We start from the raw sequence: 24,177 nt of genomic DNA, 5'->3' as shown, positions 1-24,177 counted from the left end.
AGCCTGGCTGCCCGTTAGTGTCATCAGGATTCGCTCACCACGACGGTGCCGATTTGCGGGTGGCTGAAGCTGGCTATTTTATCCAGACGCAGCTCACGCGTCGCACCGGCATCTTCCACTATCAGGTATTCCACGTTCTTACGTGAAACCAGATCGTTGGCTTTCGCCTTCAACACTTCGCCATCTTTTAGCTCCAGCGTCAGTAATAAATGATGCTGGCAGGCGAGTTCGAGGTTGTCATAGTCATCACAATTGATGGGTTGATAAGTATCATTCATCGACATAATCGCTCACCAGTAAATTCGCCGCAGCATACGCTGCTTTTTCCCTGACCGACTCTGAAAGGCTCTCATCAGAGGCCACTTCATTAAGCACTTTCAATACACAGCCCAACGCATCCGGGACATACCCCAGATCTCCGCTGGCGATTTCCGCATACCGTTTGCGAATTAACTCACAATAATTATTCACATCCCCTCCCGCCAGCGCACTGACTTACTGTGAGATATCATTAAGCCTACGAAGATAAACTCGGTTTAGCAAGGTGACTATACCATACTCATTTAAGCAATATCAGCGCCTTGATAGCGGTGTATTTATCACCCTACAACAGCCTTTTGCCGCGGTTTTCGCTACAATGAGCGCCTGATTCGAATGGAGTTCTCTCATGGCGCTGAAAGCGACAATCTATAAAGCAGTGGTTAATGTGGCCGATCTTGATCGCAACCAGTTCCTGGACGCCTCGCTGACGCTGGCACGCCACCCCTCCGAAACCCAGGAGCGCATGATGCTGCGCCTGCTGGCGTGGATTAAATACGCTGACGAGCGTTTGCAGTTTACCCGTGGGTTAAGCGCAGAAGACGAGCCTGAAGCCTGGCTGCGCAACGATCATCTGGGTATCGATTTGTGGATCGAACTCGGACTGCCGGACGAGCGCAGAATTAAGAAGGCCTGCACCCAGTCCGCTGAAGTGGCCTTATTCGCGTATAATCAGCGTGCTGCAGAGATTTGGTGGCAGCAAAACAAGAGCAAGTGCGGACAGTTTAAAAATCTCACCGTCTGGTATCTGGATGATGAGCAACTGGCGCAGCTGAGCGACTTTGCCAGCCGGACGATGGTGTTACAGGCGACGATTCAGGATGGCGCCATCTGGCTTTCTGATTCTCAGAATAATCTGGAAATTCATTTAACGGCGTGGCAACCGGCCTCATGATCGTCTTGTCCCGAAACGTCAGCATTCCGGACAACGAGCTGGAGATCACCGCCATCCGTGCTCAGGGGGCCGGTGGGCAGCACGTCAACAAGGCCTCAACAGCTATCCATTTGCGTTTTGACATTCGGGCCTCAAGCCTGCCAGAGTATTATAAAGAAAGTCTGTTTGCTGCCAGCCATCACCTCATCACCAGCGATGGCGTGATGGTGATCAAAGCCCAGGAGTACCGCAGCCAGGAGCTCAACCGGGAAGCGGCCATCGCCAGGCTGGTGGCGGTCATCAAAGAATTAACGGCAGTACAAAAAAGCCGCCGGGCAACGCGGCCAACCCGCGCATCGAAAGAGCGTCGGCTGTCCTCGAAGGCCCAAAAATCCACAGTGAAAGCATTACGCGGTAAAGTTCGTCGCCCGACAGAGTGACGAAAGGGAACACAAATTTCATAAGGAATTCATTGTGAAAAAAGCATTATGGTCAGCGCTGGCAGTGAGTACGCTGTTTGCGCTTTTCGGGTGTAACAACCGTTCAGAAACGCAGGTTTTGCAACCCACGCAAACGGAAGAATTAAAACCAATGCAGCAGAGCTGGCGCGGCGTATTGCCTTGCGCGGACTGTGAAGGCATTGAAACGTCCCTGTTCCTGCAAAAAGACGGCACCTGGGTGATGAACCAGCGCTATCAGGGCGGGAAAGAGCCTTCTTCTTTTGCGACTTATGGAACATGGGCGCGAACGGCGGAGAAGCTTGTCCTCACCGATACCACCGGCGAGAAAACCTGGTTCCGCCCTAAAGGTGACAGCATGGAGATGCTCGACCGCGAAGGTAATCCTATTGAATCCCAGTTCAACTACACGCTGGCGCCGGTGAAAGCGGCTCTGCCCGCGACGCCGATGGCAATGCGCGGGATGTACTTCTATATGGCGGATGCGGCGATCTTTACCGACTGCGCAACCGGCAAGAAGGTTAGCGTGGCAAACAATGCCCAGCTTGAGCGTGATTACGCTGTGGCGCGCGGCAATGACAGCAAGCCGATATTGCTGACGGTGGACGGTCACTTTACGCTGGAGCCAAACCCGGATAGCGGAGAGATGGTGAAAACGCTGGTGGCGGACAAAGACGCGAAATTTATTGCGGGCAAAGACTGTAACAGCAAATAAGCTGACGTAGCGCCATTAAAAAACCCCGCCTGAGCGGGGTTTTTTGTTTAGCCTTTGATGGCTTTCACCAGGTAATCAAGAATGTCGCCGGTCTTGATCATCTGTTTTTCGCCGCTGCGACGGTATTTGTATTCAATCTCGTCGCTATCGAGGTTACGGTCGCCGATCACGACGGTGTGTGGGATACCGATCAGTTCCATATCGGCAAACATCACGCCCGGACGCTCTTTACGGTCATCCATCAGCACTTCGATACCCTGCGCACGCAGCTCGGCATACAGCTTCTCGGCCAGCTCCTGCACGCGGTAAGACTTGTGCATGTTCATTGGCAGAATAGCGACCTGGAACGGTGCGATGTTGTCCGGCCAGACGATGCCGCGCTCGTCGTAGTTCTGCTCAATCGCCGCAGCTACCACGCGCGTCACCCCGATACCGTAGCAACCCATGGTCAGGATCTGGTTACGGCCATCTTCACCCTGAACGGCGGCGTTCAGCGCGCGCGAGTATTTATCGCCCAGCTGGAAGATGTGACCCACTTCGATACCGCGCTTGATCATCAGGCTACCCTGACCGTCCGGGCTTGGGTCGCCTGCGACCACGTTACGGATGTCAGCCACTTCCGGCGTCGCCACGTCGCGATCCCAGTTGATGCCGAAGTAGTGTTTACCGTCGATGTTCGCACCAGCGGAGAAGTCGCTCATCGCGGCTACCGTGCGGTCAATAACAACAGGCACCGGCATATTCACCGGACCGAGAGAACCTGGCCCAGCATTGACCACGGCGCGGATTTCCGCTTCCGTGGCGAACGTCAGCGGGCTGGCGACCTGCGGCAGCTTCTCGGCTTTCACTTCGTTGAGCTCGTGATCGCCACGCACCAGCAGGGCAACCAGCGGGTAAGCGCTCCCTTCGGTGGATTTCACCAGCAGGGTCTTAACGGTTTTTTCGATCGGCAGATTGAACTGCTCAACCAGCTCGGCAATGGTTTTCGCGTTTGGCGTATCAACCAGCGTCATCTCTTGCGTTGCCGCAGCACGCGGTTCTTTTGGTGCCAGCGCTTCTGCAAATTCGATGTTCGCCGCGTAATCAGAGGAGTCAGAGAAGATCACATCGTCTTCACCGCTCTGCGCCAGAACCTGGAACTCATGGGATGCGCTACCGCCGATGGAGCCGGTATCAGCCTGCACAGCGCGGAAATCCAGACCCATGCGGGAGAAGATTTTGCTGTATGCCGCGTACATTGCGTCGTACGTCTCTTGCAGGGATTCCTGAGAGGTATGGAAAGAGTAGGCATCTTTCATCAGGAATTCGCGAGAGCGCATAACGCCGAAACGTGGGCGAACTTCGTCACGGAACTTGGTCTGGATCTGGAAGAAGTTCAGCGGCAGCTGTTTGTAAGAGCTCAGCTCATTACGAATCAGGTCGGTAATGACTTCTTCATGCGTTGGGCCGAGAACAAACGGACGCTCGCCGCGATCGACGAAGCGCAGCAGTTCAGGGCCATATTGTTCCCAACGGCCACTCTCCTGCCACAGGTCAGCGGGCTGAACCACAGGCATGGACACCTCGATAGCACCGGCGTTGTTCATCTCTTCACGCACGATGTTTTCGACTTTTTTCAGGACGCGCACGCCGGTCGGCAGCCAGGTGTATAACCCGGAGGCCAGCTTGCGGATCATCCCGGCGCGCAGCATCAGCTGATGGCTGATCACTTCGGCGTCGGCAGGCGTCTCCTTCAGAGTGGAGAGCAGATATTGGCTAGTACGCATGTTGTTACGGTTCCATTTCGACGATTGGAACAGGCTGAAACACCAGCCTGACACAAAAAAAGTGGTTTAGTTTACCAGTGTGGCAAAGATGCCAAAAGAGAGGAGAACAAAATTACCTGGGTTCCAGGGCAAACACTTCAAAACCTGCCCCGGTGACGCGCCAGCGAACGTTAAAATCTAGCAGCCAGACGGCGTACGTTTTTCCCGCTTCCTCTTCTTTACGGTAGGCCGGACGCGGATCCTGTGCCAGCACTTCGGTGATGAAATCCCGTAAGCGAGGATAGCGCTTTTCCAGCTGAACAAGCTGTGCGGTTATCTCAGGCGTAAAATACACCGGCATGTCCGCCTGCGGGGCGTCCTGAGCATAGCTTGCACGCGCGTCCGGGAGGGCTTCGGCGAAGGGCAAATAGGGTTTGATGTCGATAACCGGCGTGCCGTCGACCAGGTCCAGGCTACCTAACTCGAGTATCACCTGATCTTTCTGGCAGCGTATGCCTTTCAGTTCAACCAGCGACATGCCAACCGGATTGGGGCGGAAGGTCGAGCGCGTCGCAAACACGCCCATTCTCGCATTGCCGCCAAGACGAGGAGGGCGCACGGTCGGACGCCAGCCGCCTTCCATCGTCTGGTGAAACACGAACACCACCCAAAGATGGCTGAACGCCTCAAGCCCGCGTACCGCATCGGCCTGATTGTAGGGCGCAATCAGGTGAAGCTCACCGCGTCCGCTGGTGACAAGACCGGGCTGGCGGGGGACGGCGAACTTCTCTTTATAAGGAGAGTGGATAACGCCTATCTGCTCGAACTGAAATGCACTCATTTCGCCGTAATGTTCAGCGCAGAACCGATGCACACCGCCTGACGGTAGCAGCCCGGCGTGCCGCTGGTGACTTCACAACTGTGCAGCAGGACCGCGTTGGCTTTCATTTTTGCGGCATTAATCTGCATGCGTTTACGCGCAGTCGGAATATTCGGTGGTGAGTCCTGATTGGTCGCCTGACAGGATTCGCCGCTCACTTCGCCCAGTTCACGGAACGGTTTACCGACGAGTTCGTCCGCTTTCGTGATAATGCGAACCGGCGAAGGGCGAACCACTTTCGGTTTCGCAGGCTCGGTCTTTGGCGGGGTTGCCGTGCTTTGAACAGGTTCAACGGGAGATCTGCTTAGCATAGAACAGCCGCTCAGCATGAGTGCTAAAAGACAGATCGGTAAAGCACGCATAATATTTCCTCAATGGATAATCAAAACGTCAGATATTGAATCAGTTGACTGCACAAATGACAAGACGGGCATAAGCCCGTCCTGATGATATTACACTGAGGTGAGATTACCAGCCTTTAACAGCGCCGCCGTTAAACACTTTGTTGGCTTCCTGGTAAACTTCATCAGACTGATAAGCCTGAACGAATTTCTTCACGTTTTCCGCGTCTTTGTTGTCTTCGCGAGTCACGATCAGGTTAACGTACGGGGAGTCTTTATCTTCAACGAAGATACCGTCTTTGGCTGGCGTCAGGCCAATCTGGCTGGCGTACGTGGTGTTGATAACGGCCAGAGCAATCTGCGCATCGTCCAGAGAACGTGGCAGCTGCGGTGCTTCCAGTTCAACAATTTTCAGATTTTTCGGGTTCTCGGTGACATCCAGAACGGTTGGCAGCAGGCCGACACCGTCTTTCAGTTTGATCAGGCCCACTTTCTGCAGCAGCAGCAGGGAACGACCAAGGTTAGTTGGGTCGTTAGGCACGGCAACCTGAGAGCCCGGCTGCAGTTCGTCCAGTGATTTAATTTTCTTAGAGTAACCGGCAATCGGATAAACGAAGGTGTTACCGACACCCACCAGTTTATAGCCACGATCTTTGATCTGCTGGTCCAGATATGGCTTATGCTGGAAGGCGTTCGCGTCGATATCGCCTTTGCTCAGCGCTTCGTTCGGCAGAACGTAATCGTTGAAGGTCACCAGCTCCACGTCGAGGCCATACTTCTCTTTTGCCACTTTCTGAGCAACTTCCGCAACCTGCTGTTCTGCACCTACGATAACGCCCACTTTAATGTGGTTTGGATCCTTTTCGTCCTGACCGCAACCCACCAGTGCCAGAGAGCCGATCAGCGCGCCTACTGCTGCGAAGGTCTTTAATTTAAACGCCATGTTTTATCCTTAACTCGTAGAGTTTGTGTTGTGTGTAACGTTATTTATGCGTAACAGCCCGGACGATGCGATCGCCAGAGAACTGGATTAAGTAAACCAGCACAACCAGCAATACCAGAACGGTATTCATCACGGTCGCGTTATATCCAATATAGCCGTACTGGTAACCAATCTGACCTAAACCGCCCGCGCCTACGGCACCGCCCATCGCGGAATAACCGACCAGGGTGATAAGCGTAATGGTTGCCGCATTCACCAGCCCTGGCAGTGCCTCCGGCAGCAGAACCTTGCGGACGATCTGCATCGGCGTGGCACCCATCGCACGGGAAGCTTCGATCAAACCGGTTGGGATTTCCAGCAGGGCGTTTTCCACCATACGGGCGATAAACGGCGCAGCGCCAACGGTCAGCGGAACGATCGCCGCCTGCAGACCGATAGACGTTCCGACGATCACGCGGGTAAACGGAATCATCCACACCAGTAAAATAATGAACGGGATAGAACGGAAGATGTTCACCAGCGCAGAGAGCGTACGGTACAGCTTCGCGTTCTCAATGATTTGACCCGGACGCGTCACGTACAGCAACACGCCGACCGGCAGGCCAATCACAAAACCAAAGAAGCCAGAGACAAAGGTCATTGCCAGCGTTTCCCAAACGCCGCGAACCAGCAGCCACATCATCGGCTCAGACATAACCCAGTACCTCTACTTTTACGTGATGTTCTTGCAGCCAGGCAATCGCAGCCTGGGTTTCTTCTTGTGTGCCGTGCATTTCTGTCAGCATGATGCCGAACTTTACGCCACCGGCGTAATCCATCTGCGCGCTGATGATGTTGTTGTTCACGTTAAAACGACGTGCGGTTTCGGAAAGCAGGGGAGCATCAACGGACTGACCGGTGAACTCCATGCGCAGCATCGGGACGCTGTCTGCCGTTGGTTCGGTTTTCAGGCGTTCCAGATAATCTTCCGGAATATCCAGATGCAGCGTGGACTGGATGAACTGCTGCGCCAGCGGGGTTTTCGGGTGCGAGAACACTTCACTTACCGTGTCCTGCTCGATCAGCTCACCGTTGCTGATGACCGCCACACAGTCGCAGATGCGTTTCACCACATCCATCTCGTGCGTAATGAGGAGGATCGTCAGGCCCAGGCGACGATTAATGTCCTTCAGCAGTTCCAGAATCGAACGCGTGGTTGCCGGATCCAGTGCGCTGGTGGCTTCATCGCACAGCAGTACCTTAGGATTGCTTGCCAGCGCGCGGGCAATGGCCACACGTTGTTTTTGCCCACCGGACAAGTTTGCCGGGTAGCTATCGTGTTTGTCGCCCAGACCCACAAGGTCGAGCAGCTCGGTGACGCGACGCTTCACTTCTTCTTTTGGCGTGTTATCCAGCTCAAGCGGTAAGGCAACGTTGCCGAACACGGTGCGGGAGGCCAGCAGGTTAAAGTGCTGGAAAATCATGCCAATCTGACGACGCGCTTTGGTGAGTTCTTTCTCTGAAAGGGCGGTAAGTTCCTGGCCGCCAACTTCTACGCTGCCCTGGGTTGGGCGCTCAAGCAGGTTAACACAACGGATCAGCGTGCTTTTACCTGCACCTGATGCGCCAATGACGCCATAAATTTGACCAGCAGGAACATGCAGGCTGACGTTGTTCAGCGCCTGAATGGTTCGGTTCCCCTGCTGGAACACTTTGGTGATATTGGAAAGTTTAATCATTAGATTATTTTTATCGTATGTAAGTTAGCCGTGGCATTTTCTTCTGCCAGATACGGGTGATGACCGTAAACAAAACGGATGTTAAGGCATCCAGACGTCTAAATCAATCCAACTCTGTACGATGAGCACTTTATTGCGCTGCGATTCATGAGATACTAGTCGAACATGCCTTTTTCAGGAGCAAACCGGTGGCAAAATCAGTACCCGCAATTTTCCTCGATCGTGACGGCACTATTAATGTGGATCACGGTTATGTCCATGAGATTGATGAGTTCGAGTTTATCGAGGGCGTAATAGATGCCATGCGCCAGTTGAAAGAGATGGGCTATGCGCTGGTGGTTGTGACGAACCAGTCCGGTATTGCACGCGGTAAATTCACTGAAGCGCAGTTTGAGACGCTGACGGAATGGATGGACTGGTCGCTGGCTGACCGCGGTGTGGATCTCGATGGCATCTACTATTGTCCGCATCACCCACAGGGAACCGTAGAAGAATATCGTCAGACCTGTGATTGCCGTAAGCCGCATCCTGGGATGTTCATCTCTGCACAGGAGTTTCTGCACATTGATATGGCTGCTTCTTATATGGTGGGCGATAAACTGGAAGATATGCAGGCTGCAGCAGAAGCGGGTGTAGGGACCAAAATATTAGTGCGCACCGGCAAGCCTGTGACGCCAGAAGCTGAGAATGCGGCGGATTGGGTAATTAATAGTCTGGCCGAACTGCCAAAAGAGATTAAAAAGCACCAAAAATAGCCTTTCTGGTGAAAAGATGAGCGATTGAAATAAAAATGCATTTTTCCGCTTGTCATTCCTCGGCGGCCCCCTATAATGCGCCTCCATCGACACGGCGGATGTGAATCACTTCACACAACAAGCGGTTCGGTTGAAGAGAAAAAATCCTGAAATAACGGGTTGACTCTGAAAGAGGAAAGCGTAATATACGCCACCTCGCAACGGTGAGCGAAAGCCGCGTTGCACTGCTCTTTAACAATTTATCAGACAATCTGTGTGGGCACTCAAAGTGACATGGATTCTTAATGTCTTCGGACAATAAATGAATACCAAGTCTCTGAGTGAACATGCGTAATTCATTACGAAGTTTAATTCACGAGCATCAAACTTAAATTGAAGAGTTTGATCATGGCTCAGATTGAACGCTGGCGGCAGGCCTAACACATGCAAGTCGAGCGGCAGCGGAAAGTAGCTTGCTACTTTGCCGGCGAGCGGCGGACGGGTGAGTAATGTCTGGGAAACTGCCTGATGGAGGGGGATAACTACTGGAAACGGTAGCTAATACCGCATAACGTCGCAAGACCAAAGAGGGGGACCTTCGGGCCTCTTGCCATCAGATGTGCCCAGATGGGATTAGCTAGTAGGTGGGGTAACGGCTCACCTAGGCGACGATCCCTAGCTGGTCTGAGAGGATGACCAGCCACACTGGAACTGAGACACGGTCCAGACTCCTACGGGAGGCAGCAGTGGGGAATATTGCACAATGGGCGCAAGCCTGATGCAGCCATGCCGCGTGTATGAAGAAGGCCTTCGGGTTGTAAAGTACTTTCAGCGGGGAGGAAGGCGGTGAGGTTAATAACCTCACCGATTGACGTTACCCGCAGAAGAAGCACCGGCTAACTCCGTGCCAGCAGCCGCGGTAATACGGAGGGTGCAAGCGTTAATCGGAATTACTGGGCGTAAAGCGCACGCAGGCGGTCTGTCAAGTCGGATGTGAAATCCCCGGGCTCAACCTGGGAACTGCATTCGAAACTGGCAGGCTAGAGTCTTGTAGAGGGGGGTAGAATTCCAGGTGTAGCGGTGAAATGCGTAGAGATCTGGAGGAATACCGGTGGCGAAGGCGGCCCCCTGGACAAAGACTGACGCTCAGGTGCGAAAGCGTGGGGAGCAAACAGGATTAGATACCCTGGTAGTCCACGCCGTAAACGATGTCGACTTGGAGGTTGTGCCCTTGAGGCGTGGCTTCCGGAGCTAACGCGTTAAGTCGACCGCCTGGGGAGTACGGCCGCAAGGTTAAAACTCAAATGAATTGACGGGGGCCCGCACAAGCGGTGGAGCATGTGGTTTAATTCGATGCAACGCGAAGAACCTTACCTACTCTTGACATCCAGAGAACTTTCCAGAGATGGATTGGTGCCTTCGGGAACTCTGAGACAGGTGCTGCATGGCTGTCGTCAGCTCGTGTTGTGAAATGTTGGGTTAAGTCCCGCAACGAGCGCAACCCTTATCCTTTGTTGCCAGCGGTTAGGCCGGGAACTCAAAGGAGACTGCCAGTGATAAACTGGAGGAAGGTGGGGATGACGTCAAGTCATCATGGCCCTTACGAGTAGGGCTACACACGTGCTACAATGGCGCATACAAAGAGAAGCGACCTCGCGAGAGCAAGCGGACCTCATAAAGTGCGTCGTAGTCCGGATTGGAGTCTGCAACTCGACTCCATGAAGTCGGAATCGCTAGTAATCGTAGATCAGAATGCTACGGTGAATACGTTCCCGGGCCTTGTACACACCGCCCGTCACACCATGGGAGTGGGTTGCAAAAGAAGTAGGTAGCTTAACCTTCGGGAGGGCGCTTACCACTTTGTGATTCATGACTGGGGTGAAGTCGTAACAAGGTAACCGTAGGGGAACCTGCGGTTGGATCACCTCCTTACCTTAAAGAACCTGCCTTTGCAGTGCTCACACAGATTGTCTGATGAAAAAACAGCAGTAAAAATCTCTGCAGGCTTGTAGCTCAGGTGGTTAGAGCGCACCCCTGATAAGGGTGAGGTCGGTGGTTCAAGTCCACTCAGGCCTACCAAATTTTCCCTGATACTGCGTTGCGGCAACGCTCACATACTGATGTATGCTTCGCGTTACCACGCCTTGTCTCAGGAAAAATTACCGGTACAGAGATTGCAAAACGATGGGGCTATAGCTCAGCTGGGAGAGCGCCTGCTTTGCACGCAGGAGGTCTGCGGTTCGATCCCGCATAGCTCCACCATCTTTTACTGCGAACCCAAGAAAACTTCAGAGTGAACCTGAAAAGGTGCACTGCGAAGTTTTGCTCTTTAAAAATCTGGATCAAGCTGAAAATTGAAACGACACATCTTAATGGTGTGTTCGAGTCTCTCAAATTTTCGCAATCATGAAGTGAAACATCTTCGGGTTGTGAGGTTAAGCGACTAAGCGTACACGGTGGATGCCCTGGCAGTCAGAGGCGATGAAGGACGTGCTAATCTGCGAAAAGCGCCGGCGAGGTGATATGAACCTTTGACCCGGCGATGTCCGAATGGGGAAACCCAGTGTGATTCGTCACACTATCGTTAACTGAATACATAGGTTAACGAGGCGAACCGGGGGAACTGAAACATCTAAGTACCCGAGGAAAAGAAATCAACCGAGATTCCCCCAGTAGCGGCGAGCGAACGGGGAGCAGCCCAGAGTCTGAATCAGCTTGTGTGTTAGTGGAAGCGTCTGGAAAGTCGCACGGTACAGGGTGACAGTCCCGTACACGAAAACACACAGGTTGTGAACTCGAAGAGTAGGGCGGGACACGTGGTATCCTGTCTGAATATGGGGGGACCATCCTCCAAGGCTAAATACTCCTGACTGACCGATAGTGAACCAGTACCGTGAGGGAAAGGCGAAAAGAACCCCGGCGAGGGGAGTGAAAAAGAACCTGAAACCGTGTACGTACAAGCAGTGGGAGCACCTTCGTGGTGTGACTGCGTACCTTTTGTATAATGGGTCAGCGACTTATATTCTGTAGCAAGGTTAACCGTATAGGGGAGCCGAAGGGAAACCGAGTCTTAACTGGGCGTTAAGTTGCAGGGTATAGACCCGAAACCCGGTGATCTAGCCATGGGCAGGTTGAAGGTTGGGTAACACTAACTGGAGGACCGAACCGACTAATGTTGAAAAATTAGCGGATGACTTGTGGCTGGGGGTGAAAGGCCAATCAAACCGGGAGATAGCTGGTTCTCCCCGAAAGCTATTTAGGTAGCGCCTCGTGAATTCATCTTCGGGGGTAGAGCACTGTTTCGGCTAGGGGGCCATCCCGGCTTACCAACCCGATGCAAACTACGAATACCGAAGAATGTTATCACGGGAGACACACGGCGGGTGCTAACGTCCGTCGTGAAGAGGGAAACAACCCAGACCGCCAGCTAAGGTCCCAAAGTCATGGTTAAGTGGGAAACGATGTGGGAAGGCACAGACAGCCAGGATGTTGGCTTAGAAGCAGCCATCATTTAAAGAAAGCGTAATAGCTCACTGGTCGAGTCGGCCTGCGCGGAAGATGTAACGGGGCTAAACCATGCACCGAAGCTGCGGCAGCGACGCTTATGCGTTGTTGGGTAGGGGAGCGTTCTGTAAGCCGTTGAAGGTGTGCTGTGAGGCATGCTGGAGGTATCAGAAGTGCGAATGCTGACATAAGTAACGATAAAGCGGGTGAAAAGCCCGCTCGCCGGAAGACCAAGGGTTCCTGTCCAACGTTAATCGGGGCAGGGTGAGTCGACCCCTAAGGCGAGGCCGAAAGGCGTAGTCGATGGGAAACAGGTTAATATTCCTGTACTTGGTGTTACTGCGAAGGGGGGACGGAGAAGGCTATGTTAGCCGGGCGACGGTTGTCCCGGTTTAAGCATGTAGGCGGAGGTTCCAGGTAAATCCGGTACCTTTTAACGCTGAGGTGTGATGACGAGGCACTACGGTGCTGAAGTAACAAATGCCCTGCTTCCAGGAAAAGCCTCTAAGCATCAGGTAACATTAAATCGTACCCCAAACCGACACAGGTGGTCAGGTAGAGAATACCAAGGCGCTTGAGAGAACTCGGGTGAAGGAACTAGGCAAAATGGTGCCGTAACTTCGGGAGAAGGCACGCTGATATGTAGGTGAAGCCCCTGCGGGTGGAGCTGAAATCAGTCGAAGATACCAGCTGGCTGCAACTGTTTATTAAAAACACAGCACTGTGCAAACACGAAAGTGGACGTATACGGTGTGACGCCTGCCCGGTGCCGGAAGGTTAATTGATGGGGTTAGCGGCAACGCGAAGCTCTTGATCGAAGCCCCGGTAAACGGCGGCCGTAACTATAACGGTCCTAAGGTAGCGAAATTCCTTGTCGGGTAAGTTCCGACCTGCACGAATGGCGTAATGATGGCCAGGCTGTCTCCACCCGAGACTCAGTGAAATTGAACTCGCTGTGAAGATGCAGTGTACCCGCGGCAAGACGGAAAGACCCCGTGAACCTTTACTATAGCTTGACACTGAACACTGGTCCTTGATGTGTAGGATAGGTGGGAGGCTTTGAAGCGTGGACGCCAGTCTGCGTGGAGCCGTCCTTGAAATACCACCCTTTAATGGCTGGTGTTCTAACGTAGACCCGTGATCCGGGTTGCGGACAGTGTCTGGTGGGTAGTTTGACTGGGGCGGTCTCCTCCCAAAGAGTAACGGAGGAGCACGAAGGTTAGCTAATCCTGGTCGGACATCAGGAGGTTAGTGCAATGGCATAAGCTAGCTTGACTGCGAGAGTGACGGCTCGAGCAGGTGCGAAAGCAGGTCATAGTGATCCGGTGGTTCTGAATGGAAGGGCCATCGCTCAACGGATAAAAGGTACTCCGGGGATAACAGGCTGATACCGCCCAAGAGTTCATATCGACGGCGGTGTTTGGCACCTCGATGTCGGCTCATCACATCCTGGGGCTGAAGTAGGTCCCAAGGGTATGGCTGTTCGCCATTTAAAGTGGTACGCGAGCTGGGTTTAGAACGTCGTGAGACAGTTCGGTCCCTATCTGCCGTGGGCGCTGGAGAATTGAGGGGGGCTGCTCCTAGTACGAGAGGACCGGAGTGGACGCATCACTGGTGTTCGGGTTGTCATGCCAATGGCACTGCCCGGTAGCTAAATGCGGAAAAGATAAGTGCTGAAAGCATCTAAGCACGAAACTTGCCCCGAGATGAGTTCTCCCTGAGACTTTAAGTCTCCTGAAGGAACGTTAAAGACTATGACGTTGATAGGTCGGGTGTGTAAGCGCAGCGATGCGTTGAGCTAACCGATACTAATGAACCGTGAGGCTTAACCTTACAACGCCGAAGATGTTTTGGCGACGAGACGAACAATCAAAATTCAGCCTTGATACAGATTAAACAGAATTTGCCTGGCGGCTTTAGCGCGGTGGTCCCACCTGACCCCATGCCGAACTCAGAAGTGAAACGCCGTAGCGCCGATGGTAGTGTGGGGTCTCCCCATGTGAGAGTAGGGAACTGCCAGGCATCAAATTAAGTAGTAAGCCGGTGCATTAATCCGGTGGTTACAAGCAGTCTTCGGTGGAGCGGTAGTTCAGTCGGTTAGAATACCTGCCTGTCACGCAGGGGGTCGCGGGTTCGAGTCCCGTCCGTTCCGCCACTTATTAAAAGCCCTGAGTTAACGCTCAGGGCTTTTTTCTTATCTGACGTTTAATTATTGCGAAATCAGCAAAAATCCTCTGCGTTTTACGATCTTTTTCTCTATAACACCGCCAGCGATAATCGTCCTCAGTTTACGAACATAATGATTGAGGAAAATTATGACTCTCCCTGCATTTGGTCTGGGCACTTTCCGCCTGAAAGACGACGTTGTTATCGCATCAGTTAAAACCGCACTCGAACTGGGCTATCGCGCAGTTGATACGGCGCAGATCTATGAAAACGAAGCTGCCGTTGGACAAGCTCTCGAAGAGAGCGGTGTACCGCGTAATGAGCTGTTCATTACCACGAAAATCTGGATTGATAATCTCAGCAAAGACAAGCTGATCCCAAGCCTGAAAGAAAGCCTGAAAAAACTGCGTACTGACTACGTCGATCTGACGCTGATCCACTGGCCATCACCAAACGATGCCGTCTCCGTGGAAGAATTCATGCAGGCGCTGCTGGAAGCGAAAAAGCAGGGCTTAACCCGCGAAATTGGGATCTCCAACTTCACGATCCCACTGATGGAAAAAGCCATTGCGGCTGTAGGTGCAGAAAATATTGCGACCAACCAGATTGAACTGTCTCCTTACCTGCAGAACCGCAAAGTCGTGGACTGGGCAAAACAGCACGGGATCCACATCACCTCATACATGACGCTGGCCTATGGTAAAGCGCTGAAAGATGAAGTGATTACGCGTATCGCTGAGAAACATAACGCGACTGCCGCGCAGGTCATTCTGGCATGGGCAATGGGTGAAGGTTATGCCGTGATCCCATCTTCAACTAAACGTGAAAACCTGGCGAGCAACCTGTTAGCAACGGATCTTCACCTGGATGCTGACGATAAAAAAGCGATCGCAGCCCTTGAGTGCAACGATCGCCTGGTCAGTCCGGAAGGCTTAGCCCCTCACTGGGATTAAGTTTGACCCACCCTCTGTAACCTGAACCCTCACACAGCTCCTCCGGGAGCTGTTTTTATATGTTCACTCAGAAAATCAATAAAGGCACGAATGCGCGTACTCACCGCTCTGTCACTGTAATACACCGCGCTAAAAGGCATTTCGACCGGCAGGCGTTTATCGGCCATCAATTCCACCAGTTCACCCCGCGCAATCTCCTTATCGATCATATAGTCTGACAGGCAGGCGATACCATTGCCTTCCAGGCACAACTGCTTCAACGTTTCCCCGCTGTTAGACGACAATCCGCTAGTGATTTCATGAAGTTGCCCATCATGACAGGCGACAGGCCAGGTGTTCAGCGATACCGGCTCCGTAAAGCCCAGGCACAGATGCTGCTTCAGTTCTTCAACCGTCTCCGGTTTACCATGTTCAGCAATATACTGTGGCGACGCGATAATTTTTCGGTAGCTGGCAAACAGAGGGCGGGCACGCAAGCTTGAATCGGTCAGCGTTCCCGCGCGGATAGCTACATCTACCTTTCGCTCGATGAGGTTGATAAACGTCTCTGAGGAGACCAGAGAGAGCGTCATCTCAGGATAACGTTCGCGGAAAGGTTTAATCAGCGGCATCAGAAAGTGAAGCACAACCGGCGTGGCCGCATCAATGCGCAGTAACCCGCGCGGCGTGCTGCGGGTTTCCATAATCTCGGTCTCCGCTGCGGCCATCTCCTGCAGTACCGACTGCACGCGGCGAAAATAACGCTCTCCTTCTTCCGTCAGGCTCAGCTGCCGCGTCGTTCGGTTGAGCAGGCTCACCCCAAGCTTCATCTCCAGCTTTTTTACCGAGCGGCTAATGGCTGAGTTAGCCTGTCCCAGCTGTTCGGCCGCGCGGCTAAAGCTGCCGCTTTCGACGACGGCGACAAAGATTGTCAGCTCTTCCGACGTTGCTTTCATTGTTGCACCATCCGAAAAATTCTATTGATATTTTGACCATTTTTGTTATTTAAGCACTGGCGCATACTGCCTGTCATCTTAATCCTGATGATACGGAGTATTTTATGCCACTGGCGCTTCTTGCCCTGACGATCAGTGCCTTTGCAATTGGCACGACCGAATTTGTTATCGTGGGACTGGTTCCCACCATTGCTAACCAGCTTGCGATCTCATTGCCCTCCGCCGGATTACTGGTGTCCATCTATGCCCTGGGCGTTGCCGTCGGTGCCCCCGTGCTGACGGCGCTGACCGGACGCTTTCCGCGTAAGCAGCTGTTAGTTGCATTAATGGTGCTGTTCACCGCCGGCAACGTGCTGGCCTGGCAGGCACCGGACTACACCACGCTGGTTATCGCTCGTCTGTTGACCGGCCTTGCACACGGGGTGTTCTTCTCGATTGGTTCCACTATTGCAACCAGCCTGGTACCCAAAGAGAAAGCGGCCTCCGCCATTGCGATCATGTTCGGTGGGCTGACCGTTGCACTCGTCACGGGCGTACCATTGGGCACGTTTATTGGACAACACTTCGGCTGGCGTGAAACGTTCCTGGCCGTCTCCTTACTGGGCGTCATTGCCCTGGTGACCAGCCTGCTCCTGGTGCCGTCGAATATTCCTGGCCGGGCCAGCGCCAGCCTGAGCGATCAGCTGAAGGTGCTCACGCATCCGCGTTTGCTGATCATCTACGCGGTTACGGCGCTGGGCTATGGTGGCGTATTCACCGCCTTCACCTTCCTCGCACCGATGATGCAGGACCTGGCAGGTTTCTCCCCCAATGCCGTGAGCTGGATTTTGCTGGGATACGGTATTTCCGTTGCGATTGGCAATATCTGGGGCGGCAAGCTTGCGGATAAGCATGGGGCGGTACCGGCGCTGAAATTTATCTTCGCCGCGCTGGTCGTTCTGTTGATGATTTTCCAGTTTACGGCTTCGATACAGTACGCCGCGCTGGTCACGGTGCTGGTCATGGGGATCTTTGCCTTTGGTAATGTGCCTGGGCTTCAGGTTTATGTTGTACAGAAAGCCGAGCTCTATACGCCCAATGCGGTGGATGTGGCATCGGGTCTGAACATTGCCGCTTTTAATATTGGTATTGCGCTGGGCTCCATCATTGGCGGGCAAACCGTAGCACATGTTGGATTAACCCAGACCCCGTGGATTGGCGCGGTGATTGTCCTGGTGGCCTTCCTGCTGATTGGCCTGAGTGGGCGCCTTGATAAACCCGCCCGCGTCGCGCTGGGTTAACATCAGTAAGCGCTTGCTTACAAAACTGGAAAGCGGTTTCTCAGAAATTGCGTTGAAAGTGTGACCTAAAGTCCCTATAACATTAGAACCAGTCCGTTTTCCGGACTGGTTCATGTTACAGAGGCTGTTTCCAAAAGTGCGAAAAAATACCTATGCCATGCGTTATGTAGCCGGACTGCCCGCGGAGAGGATCTTGCCTCCGGGGTCATTTGCGAGCATAAGCCAGGCATTACCCGCCGGCACACCGTTAAGCAGCGATGAGAAAATCCGTGTACTGGTGTGGAATATCTTTAAGCAGCAGCGTGCCGAATGGTTATCGGTACTCAAGAATTTTGGAAAAGATGCCCACCTGGTTCTGCTCCAGGAGGCGCAAACCACCCCTGAGTTGGTAAGGTTTGCCACCACAAACTATCTTGCCGCCGACCAGGTGCCTGCATTTGTTCTGCCACAACATCCCTCAGGTGTGATGACGCTTTCAGCAGCACATCCGGTCTACTGTTGCCCGCTCCGCGAGCGCGAACCTATTCTGCGCCTGGCGAAATCGGCGCTGGTGACGGTCTATCCGCTGCCGGATACCCGTATGCTGATGGTCGTGAATATCCACGCGGTGAACTTCAGCCTGGGCGTGGATGTGTACAGTAAGCAGTTACTTCCGATTGGCGATCAGATAGCGCATCACAGCGGACCCATCATTATGGCCGGCGATTTCAATGCCTGGAGCCGTCCACGCATGAATGCGCTGTATCGCTTTGCGCGCGAAATGTCGCTGCGTGAAGTTCGTTTTAGCGATGACCAGCGCAAAAAAGCCTTTGGTCGTCCTCTCGACTTTGTCTTCTATCGTGGTTTGAGCGTGCATGACGCCTCCGTGCTGGTGACGCGCGCCTCGGATCATAACCCTCTACTCGTCGAATTCAGTCCCGGCAAACCTGATAAATAATGGTGTGTCAGGTCTGCCGTGGGGCAGGCCTGTGCAGGTGCTGCCCTTTAATTTTTAACCCACAAAGGACAGTACGATGACAACAACACACTCCCATCATGACAACGTAGAAAAACAGTTTGGTTCTCAGGCAAATGCGTATCTGAGCAGCGCCGTACACGCTTCAGGCCGCGATCTGGTGCGTCTCGGTGAGCGCCTGTCGGCATTTCCGCAGGCGCACGTGCTGGATTTAGGCTGTGGTGCAGGGCATGCCAGCTTTACGGCTGCACAGCATGTCGCGCACGTTACCGCGTATGATTTATCCAGCCAGATGCTGGACGTCGTTGCTGAGGCGGCGAAAGCGAAGGGGCTGGACAACATTGATACGCACCAGGGCTATGCCGAATCCTTACCTTTTGATGATGCGTCGTTTGAGGTGGTGATCAGCCGTTACTCCGCGCACCACTGGCATGATGTTGGCCAGGCATTACGCGAAGTCAAACGTGTTCTGAAGCCGGGCGGCATCCTCATTATTATGGATGTGATGTCGCCTGGGCATCCTGTGCGCAATATCTGGCTGCAAACGGTGGAAGCGCTGCGCGACACCTCGCATGTGCAAAACTACGCCAGCGGAGAGTGGTTATCGCTTATCACGGAAGCGGGACTGATTACACGCTCGTTAATCACAGACCGTTTGCCGCTGGAGTTTAGCTCGTGGATAGCGCGTATGCGCACCCCGGAAGCATTAAGCCAGGCAATCAGGCTGTATCAGGAGAGTGCGTCGGCAGAGGTGAAGGCGTACTTTGAACTGCAGGACGATGGTTCATTTACCAGCGATACCATCATGGCGGAAGCGCAAAAAGCGGGATAAACAAAAAAGGCACCGAGGGGAATCGGTGCCTTTTTATCTTTCGGTCGTGTTATCAGGAGTCTGGCGTCGCGCTGTTCTTCACAAACAGCGTCAGCTGGTCGCCTGGTTTCAGATTGTCAGTATCATTGTTCCAGCGCATCACATCTTTTATGTTCACGCCGTGACGTTTTGCGATACTGGACAGCGAATCACCCTTACGCACGCGATAGGTAATGCTATCGCTGTTGTTGGCAAGACGCTGCGCGCTGCTACCTGCGCCAACCGTCAGATTCTGACCCACTTTCAAGCCCGATCCGCGCAGATTGTTCCACTGCTGGAGATCTTTTGCGCTCACGCCAAGACGTGATGCAATGCCTGAAAGCGTATCACCTGAACGAACCTTATAACTGCGGCTGTTGACGGGTGAGGCATCCGCGATCAGCGTTGACTGAACGGCGGCGATTTCACCCGAAGCTAAAGACTCACGTAACTGCTCAGCATGTTTCTGCGGAACCATTACATACTGCGGACCACTCGCCCCCAGCGTTGAGCCTTTAACACCAGCATTAAAGGTTTTTAGTTTACTTACCGACATACCCGTCATATCAGCAACCTGTTGAATATCAACCGGATTGCTGAGGCGAACACGCGCCAGTGCACGACTTTCGTCTGGTGTTGGCAGTTGCACACCGTAACGCTTGCTGTTCTTGAGAATATCGCTCAAAGCCAGCATTTTCGGTACGTAAATCTTTGTTTCCTGTGGCAGTGAGAGCGACCAAAAATCGGTGGATTTACCCCGTGCTTTATTCGCTTTCATTGCCTTCAGTACACGACCTTCGCCGCTATTGTACGCTGCGACTGTTAATAGCCAGTCGCCGTCAAACATCTTGTTCAGACGTTGCATCATGTCGAGAGCGGCTGTCGTTGAAGCGACAACATCACGACGCGCATCATAGTTGCGGGTCTGTTTCAGACCATAGTTTCGCCCGGTGCTCGGAATGATCTGCCAAATGCCTGCGGCATTGGCGCCAGACGTCGCGTGTGGGTCAAAAGCGCTCTCCACTATGGGTAGGAGTACCAGCTCCATAGGCATGTTACGTTTCTTAACTTGCCCGGCTATCCAGTACATATACGGCTCTGCCCGTAACGTTACATCGTGGAGATAGCTCTTATTACTTAAATACTTCTGTTTCTGTTCGCGAATCCGGGTATTTTCCGGAATTCCCATCTTTAGCTCGTCGCCAATAGAGGTCCACAAGTCTTGATCCTGCGCGAAAGATGTTCCATCGTCCATCCAGCGCGCCGAACTTGTAAACTTCCCTGCTTCCCCTTGACCAGCTGCAGAAAGGCTCTGTGCGTGCTGTTGTACGTTGCTGCCGTTCTGGGACTGGCAACCTACAAGCAGGACAGAGGCGAGTAATATCGCTTTTGCCTTCATGTGTGTGTCAATAGTTGCTTAAAAGACGAGCGATGATAACGGCGAAATTTTGAAAAGGCAACCCGCAATTATCTGAAGTTATCTTTCTTTGACCTTAACCATGCAAATCGCTGTTCTGGTTGTTGCAAATTTGTTTCTTGGTTAATTTTATTAATTAAATCAATATCATCTGTTCGTAAAAATAAATTAATTTGGCGCTCGTTTTTCAGAATTACGGGGAGTGTTTTTTGGTTTTTTGCACGTAACTCCTTCACTTTGTGATAATAATCCTGAATCGCCCGATCCTCAGGTAACAGGCTGACGGCAAACTTCATATTTCCTAATGTATACTCATGCGCGCAACAAATAACGGTATCATCGGGTAATGCGTTAATCTTCTGTAAAGACTGATACATTTGTGCTGGTGTGCCTTCAAACAGTCTTCCGCAGCCTCCGGAGAACAGCGTGTCGCCGCAAAAAAGATAAGGCTTACTGTAGAAACACAGATGTCCCAAAGTGTGACCCGGTGTGGCAAATACGGAAAACTCCCACTCACGTATGAGGATTTTTTCGCCTTCTTCGACTACTTGCGTGAGTCCCTTATCTTGTGCCTCTGCCGGTCCGTAAACCACAACATGCGGAAAGTGGGCGCGTAGTTCAGGCACGCCGCCCGTATGATCGTGATGGTGATGCGTCAACAGAATGGCTTCCGGCTGCCAGCCGTTCTCTTTTATTGCGCGCAGTACGGGGGCGGATTCTCCGGGATCGACAATGACGCATCGACGTTCATCGTCCACCAAAACCCAGATGTAATTGTCCTCAAAAGCGGAAATACTGATAAGATTCATACATTACCTCTAATAGCGTGGCGGGTGTGTTGATGAAACCGGCAAGGATACCTCAGACTGTCGCAGCACCGGAACGTTGGGCGGAATTGCCCTGGGGTGAATACTATCGCGAAGCGTTAGAGCAACAGCTGAAGCCCTGGCTGGCGAAAATGTATGGCTTTCACCTGCTTAAGATTGGCAATCTCAGCGCGGAAATCAATACCGAAAGCTGCGCTATCTCGCATCAGGTCAACGTCTCTCTCGGCGGATCGCCGGTTCAGGTGAAAGCAGACCCGTTACATCTGCCGTTTGCGGAAAAATCCGTTGATGCGTGCTTGCTCGCACATACGTTACCCTGGTGCAGCGATCCGCACCGTCTGCTTCGCGAAGCCGATCGCGTGCTGATTGATGACGGCTGGCTGGTACTGAGCGGATTCAATCCGCTGAGCCTGATGGGCCTGCGTAAGCTGGTACCGGTGCTGCGTCGGACGCCGCCTTACAACAGCCGGATGTTCACCATGATGCGCCAGCTCGACTGGCTGTCACTGCTGAACTTCGAAGTGCTCTGCTACGGCGGTTTTCAGGTGCTGCCCTGGGCGCGGCAGGGGGGCGTCTTGTTGAGCACGCATTTGCCTGCGTTAGGCTGCATGCAGTTTATCGTCGCGCGTAAGCGAACCATTCCCCTTACGCTTAATCCCATGAAGCAGAGCAAATCGAAAACGCCAATCCGTCAGACCGTTGGCGCCACGCGGCAATACAAAAAGCCGTGATCAGGATTCAGGCTGATAGCCCGCGTCCTCATGCGCTGGGTTAGCGGCCGCCGCACGCGCCAGCTCGTCACAGCGTTCGTTTTCCGGATGGCCGGCGTGCCCTTTAACCCACTCCCATTTAATCTGGTGCTGGCCCAGCGCAGCATCAAGACGTTTCCAGAGATCGACGTTCTTGACCGGTTTCTTATCGGCAGTCTTCCAGCCGCGTTTTTTCCAGTTATGGATCCACTGGGTAATTCCCTGGCGGACGTACTGACTGTCGGTACTTAACACCACGTCACAATGTTCTTTTAACGCCTCCAGCGCCACAATGGCCGCCATGAGCTCCATCCGGTTATTGGTGGTCAGAAAATAGCCTTCGCTAAAAGTTTTTTCGTGCTGGCGATAGCGCATAATCGCGCCGTAGCCGCCGGGACCTGGGTTGCCGAGACAAGATCCATCGGTGAAAATTTCTACCTGTTTACGCATCTCTGGTAGACTTCCTGTATTTGAAACGTTCAGTTAAACGATAAGTCTGACATAAATGACCGCTATGAGCACTGCAATTACTCGCCAGATCGTCCTCGATACCGAAACCACCGGTATGAACCAGATCGGCGCGCACTACGAAGGGCATAAGATCATCGAGATCGGCGCCGTTGAAGTGGTGAACCGTCGTCTTACGGGGAACAACTTCCACGTCTACCTTAAGCCCGATCGGCTGGTGGACCCCGAAGCGTTTGGCGTTCACGGTATTGCCGATGAGTTCTTGCTGGATAAGCCGACGTTTGCGGATGTGGCTGACGAATTTCTGGAATACATCAAGGGCGCCGAGCTTGTCATCCATAACGCCTCGTTCGATATCGGCTTTATGGACTATGAATTCAGCAAGCTTAATCGTGATATCCCGAAGACGAACACCTTCTGTAAGGTAACAGACAGTCTGGCGCTGGCGAGGAAGATGTTTCCCGGCAAGCGTAACAGCCTGGATGCACTTTGTTCGCGCTACGAGATAGACAATACCAAACGAACGCTCCACGGGGCGTTGCTCGATGCCCAGATCCTCGCCGATGTCTATCTGACGATGACCGGCGGGCAGACGTCAATGAAGTTCAGTATGGAAAATGAGTCTCAGCAGACGCAGGGCGAAGCGGGTATTCAGCGTGTTGTCCGTCAGGCAAGCCGGCTACGGGTTGTTTTAGCCAGTGATGAAGAGCTGCTTAACCACGAATCCCGTCTTGATCTGGTGCAGAAGAAGGGCGGCAGCTGTCTCTGGCGTGCCTGAAAAAACGCCGGAATGCCTGTAAAATCATCGTTTGGGCGATTTTTGCAGCAAACGATTCAAAACGCGAGAAAAAGCGTTGACGAGATCGGAGGCGCACCGTAATATGCGCCTCGTTCCCCAAACGGGAACAGTGGAGCGGTAGTTCAGTCGGTTAGAATACCTGCCTGTCACGCAGGGGGTCGCGGGTTCGAGTCCCGTCCGTTCCGCCACTATTCAGAAGGCCTGAATCAGAAATGATTCAGGCCTTCGTCGTTTCAGCGTTCTGTAATTCCATCCTCTCACTTATCGTTAACAAAAAGTTAATATAAATGGTGCAATTAATTAACAATTGCACGGTTGTAGTGCGTTATTTGCACTGTTGTTGTGCATTTTGCCATCATGCCTCTCTTCAGACCTCATTCAGAATGTGTCTTTCTGTAAAAATAATTCACTCAGAATCATTTGGTTATCTCCCGCTTGCCAAAAAAATACCGAACCAATTACGTATTGGTTTGGTTATTGCTTAATCATTAGCACGATAAGCTTCATTCCATATCAATAACTTATCGTTAATAAAAATAAAGCAATGA

The 24,177-nt window shown here is 52.8% G+C and carries 22 protein-coding genes, 4 tRNA genes and 3 rRNA genes; 17 read left to right on the top strand and 12 right to left on the bottom strand.

Annotation, left to right across the window (positions count from 1 at the left end; translation table 11 throughout):
• Window positions 1-23 precede the first annotated feature (23 nt).
• Together rof and CWR52_RS07985 are read right to left on the bottom strand one after the other, a co-directional pair.
• Window positions 24-284, bottom strand: a complete 261-nt coding sequence (rof, locus tag CWR52_RS07990) for a Rho-binding antiterminator (protein ID WP_024907532.1) — start codon at window positions 282-284, stop codon at window positions 24-26.
• On the bottom strand, window positions 271-471 hold the full coding sequence (locus tag CWR52_RS07985; RefSeq protein ID WP_008501889.1) for a YaeP family protein: 201 nt from the start codon (window positions 469-471) through the stop codon (window positions 271-273). Before CWR52_RS07985 ends, rof begins: the two co-directional genes overlap by 14 nt.
• 196 nt (window positions 472-667) lie before the next feature.
• Between CWR52_RS07985 and CWR52_RS07980 the strand changes: the two genes are divergently transcribed.
• Genes CWR52_RS07980 through nlpE form a run of 3 tightly spaced genes read left to right on the top strand, consistent with a single transcriptional unit; the run spans window position 668 to window position 2,365 of the window.
• A complete protein-coding gene (locus CWR52_RS07980) occupies window positions 668-1,213 on the top strand; it encodes a YaeQ family protein (protein WP_021240481.1) in 546 nt (181 codons plus the stop codon).
• Complete coding sequence (arfB, locus tag CWR52_RS07975) at window positions 1,210-1,632, top strand: alternative ribosome rescue aminoacyl-tRNA hydrolase ArfB (RefSeq protein ID WP_104949339.1); 423 nt, start codon at window positions 1,210-1,212, stop codon at window positions 1,630-1,632. Before CWR52_RS07980 ends, arfB begins: the two co-directional genes overlap by 4 nt.
• Before the next feature lie 34 nt (window positions 1,633-1,666).
• A complete protein-coding gene (nlpE, locus tag CWR52_RS07970) occupies window positions 1,667-2,365 on the top strand; it encodes an envelope stress response activation lipoprotein NlpE (protein WP_104949338.1) in 699 nt (232 codons plus the stop codon).
• A 47-nt stretch (window positions 2,366-2,412) separates the two neighbouring features.
• On the opposite strand, the gene proS is transcribed toward nlpE, so the two are convergent.
• The 6 genes from proS to metN all read right to left on the bottom strand — a co-directional run bounded on the left by proS (window position 2,413) and on the right by metN (window position 7,992).
• The gene (proS, locus tag CWR52_RS07965) at window positions 2,413-4,131 is read right to left on the bottom strand and encodes a proline--tRNA ligase (RefSeq protein WP_104949337.1); all 1,719 of its coding nucleotides are present in this window, start codon (window positions 4,129-4,131) and stop codon (window positions 2,413-2,415) included.
• Window positions 4,132-4,243: 112 nt separating this feature from the next.
• Complete coding sequence (gene tsaA / locus CWR52_RS07960) at window positions 4,244-4,951, bottom strand: tRNA (N6-threonylcarbamoyladenosine(37)-N6)-methyltransferase TrmO (RefSeq protein ID WP_104949336.1); 708 nt, start codon at window positions 4,949-4,951, stop codon at window positions 4,244-4,246.
• Window positions 4,948-5,352 (bottom strand): Rcs stress response system protein RcsF, encoded by a 405-nt coding sequence (gene rcsF / locus CWR52_RS07955; protein ID WP_104949335.1) that lies wholly within the window; start codon window positions 5,350-5,352, stop codon window positions 4,948-4,950. The genes tsaA and rcsF overlap by 4 nt, the downstream gene beginning before the upstream one ends.
• Before the next feature lie 106 nt (window positions 5,353-5,458).
• Complete coding sequence (metQ, locus tag CWR52_RS07950) at window positions 5,459-6,274, bottom strand: methionine ABC transporter substrate-binding lipoprotein MetQ (protein ID WP_014168729.1); 816 nt, start codon at window positions 6,272-6,274, stop codon at window positions 5,459-5,461.
• A 40-nt stretch (window positions 6,275-6,314) separates the two neighbouring features.
• Window positions 6,315-6,968 carry a methionine ABC transporter permease MetI gene (locus tag CWR52_RS07945; RefSeq protein WP_003856130.1) on the bottom strand — a complete coding sequence of 218 codons (654 nt, stop codon included), beginning with the start codon at window positions 6,966-6,968 and terminating at the stop codon, window positions 6,315-6,317.
• Entirely contained in the window at window positions 6,961-7,992 is a 1,032-nt protein-coding gene (metN, locus tag CWR52_RS07940) for a methionine ABC transporter ATP-binding protein MetN (protein ID WP_023334590.1), read from the bottom strand. The genes CWR52_RS07945 and metN overlap by 8 nt, the downstream gene beginning before the upstream one ends.
• A 188-nt stretch (window positions 7,993-8,180) precedes the next feature.
• Here metN and gmhB point away from each other — a divergent pair, with 188 nt between their 5' ends.
• From gmhB to dkgB, 8 genes are all read left to right on the top strand, one after another.
• The gene (gene gmhB, locus CWR52_RS07935; protein ID WP_104949334.1) at window positions 8,181-8,747 is read left to right on the top strand and encodes a D-glycero-beta-D-manno-heptose 1,7-bisphosphate 7-phosphatase; all 567 of its coding nucleotides are present in this window, start codon (window positions 8,181-8,183) and stop codon (window positions 8,745-8,747) included.
• Between the two features lie 369 nt (window positions 8,748-9,116).
• Window positions 9,117-10,658: ribosomal RNA gene (locus CWR52_RS07930) — 16S ribosomal RNA — on the top strand.
• 70 nt (window positions 10,659-10,728) lie between these two features.
• Window positions 10,729-10,805, top strand: a tRNA-Ile gene (locus tag CWR52_RS07925).
• 107 nt (window positions 10,806-10,912) lie between these two features.
• A tRNA-Ala gene (locus tag CWR52_RS07920) sits at window positions 10,913-10,988 on the top strand.
• Window positions 10,989-11,159: 171 nt separating this feature from the next.
• Window positions 11,160-14,063: ribosomal RNA gene (locus CWR52_RS07915) — 23S ribosomal RNA — on the top strand.
• Window positions 14,064-14,136: 73 nt separating this feature from the next.
• A 5S ribosomal RNA gene (rrf, locus tag CWR52_RS07910) occupies window positions 14,137-14,252 on the top strand.
• Together the 16S, 23S and 5S rRNA genes with 3 tRNA genes alongside form the textbook arrangement of a ribosomal RNA operon.
• 56 nt (window positions 14,253-14,308) lie before the next feature.
• A tRNA-Asp gene (locus CWR52_RS07905) sits at window positions 14,309-14,385 on the top strand.
• A gap of 160 nt (window positions 14,386-14,545) precedes the next feature.
• Window positions 14,546-15,349 carry a 2,5-didehydrogluconate reductase DkgB gene (dkgB, locus tag CWR52_RS07900; protein WP_104949333.1) on the top strand — a complete coding sequence of 268 codons (804 nt, stop codon included), beginning with the start codon at window positions 14,546-14,548 and terminating at the stop codon, window positions 15,347-15,349.
• A gap of 29 nt (window positions 15,350-15,378) precedes the next feature.
• Here the strand turns inward: dkgB and yafC are convergent, their stop codons facing one another.
• Complete coding sequence (gene yafC, locus CWR52_RS07895) at window positions 15,379-16,284, bottom strand: DNA-binding transcriptional regulator YafC (protein WP_045909864.1); 906 nt, start codon at window positions 16,282-16,284, stop codon at window positions 15,379-15,381.
• A 104-nt stretch (window positions 16,285-16,388) separates the two neighbouring features.
• On the opposite strand from yafC, the gene CWR52_RS07890 reads away from it, so the two are divergent.
• The 3 genes from CWR52_RS07890 (at window position 16,389) to CWR52_RS07880 (ending at window position 19,351) form a co-directional block, all read left to right on the top strand.
• Window positions 16,389-17,564: an MFS transporter gene (locus CWR52_RS07890; RefSeq protein WP_104949332.1), complete on the top strand. Its 1,176-nt coding sequence runs from the start codon at window positions 16,389-16,391 to the stop codon at window positions 17,562-17,564.
• Window positions 17,565-17,700: 136 nt separating this feature from the next.
• Window positions 17,701-18,501, top strand: a complete 801-nt coding sequence (locus CWR52_RS07885; RefSeq protein ID WP_104950901.1) for an endonuclease/exonuclease/phosphatase family protein — start codon at window positions 17,701-17,703, stop codon at window positions 18,499-18,501.
• Between the two features lie 76 nt (window positions 18,502-18,577).
• On the top strand, window positions 18,578-19,351 hold the full coding sequence (locus CWR52_RS07880) for a class I SAM-dependent methyltransferase (protein WP_104949331.1): 774 nt from the start codon (window positions 18,578-18,580) through the stop codon (window positions 19,349-19,351).
• 52 nt (window positions 19,352-19,403) lie between these two features.
• On the opposite strand, the gene mltD is transcribed toward CWR52_RS07880, so the two are convergent.
• Window positions 19,404-20,768: a murein transglycosylase D gene (gene mltD / locus CWR52_RS07875; RefSeq protein ID WP_045909861.1), complete on the bottom strand. Its 1,365-nt coding sequence runs from the start codon at window positions 20,766-20,768 to the stop codon at window positions 19,404-19,406.
• A 68-nt stretch (window positions 20,769-20,836) separates the two neighbouring features.
• Complete coding sequence (gloB, locus tag CWR52_RS07870; protein WP_045909860.1) at window positions 20,837-21,595, bottom strand: hydroxyacylglutathione hydrolase; 759 nt, start codon at window positions 21,593-21,595, stop codon at window positions 20,837-20,839.
• Window positions 21,596-21,627: 32 nt separating this feature from the next.
• Between gloB and CWR52_RS07865 the strand changes: the two genes are divergently transcribed.
• Window positions 21,628-22,344 carry a class I SAM-dependent methyltransferase gene (locus tag CWR52_RS07865; protein ID WP_045909859.1) on the top strand — a complete coding sequence of 239 codons (717 nt, stop codon included), beginning with the start codon at window positions 21,628-21,630 and terminating at the stop codon, window positions 22,342-22,344.
• On the opposite strand, the gene rnhA is transcribed toward CWR52_RS07865, so the two are convergent.
• Window positions 22,345-22,812: a ribonuclease HI gene (gene rnhA / locus CWR52_RS07860; protein ID WP_008500276.1), complete on the bottom strand. Its 468-nt coding sequence runs from the start codon at window positions 22,810-22,812 to the stop codon at window positions 22,345-22,347.
• Window positions 22,813-22,876: 64 nt separating this feature from the next.
• Here rnhA and dnaQ point away from each other — a divergent pair, with 64 nt between their 5' ends.
• Entirely contained in the window at window positions 22,877-23,608 is a 732-nt protein-coding gene (dnaQ, locus tag CWR52_RS07855; RefSeq protein WP_048029949.1) for a DNA polymerase III subunit epsilon, read from the top strand.
• 132 nt (window positions 23,609-23,740) lie between these two features.
• Window positions 23,741-23,817: transfer RNA gene (locus tag CWR52_RS07850), tRNA-Asp, on the top strand.
• Window positions 23,818-24,177 lie beyond the last annotated feature (360 nt).

The sequence above is a fragment of the Enterobacter sp. SGAir0187 genome, from assembly GCF_002952735.2.
GTDB lineage: Bacteria > Pseudomonadota > Gammaproteobacteria > Enterobacterales > Enterobacteriaceae > Enterobacter > Enterobacter quasiroggenkampii.
Note: the sequence above shows the minus strand (reverse complement) of the source record. Positions and strands in the feature narration are given on the sequence as shown.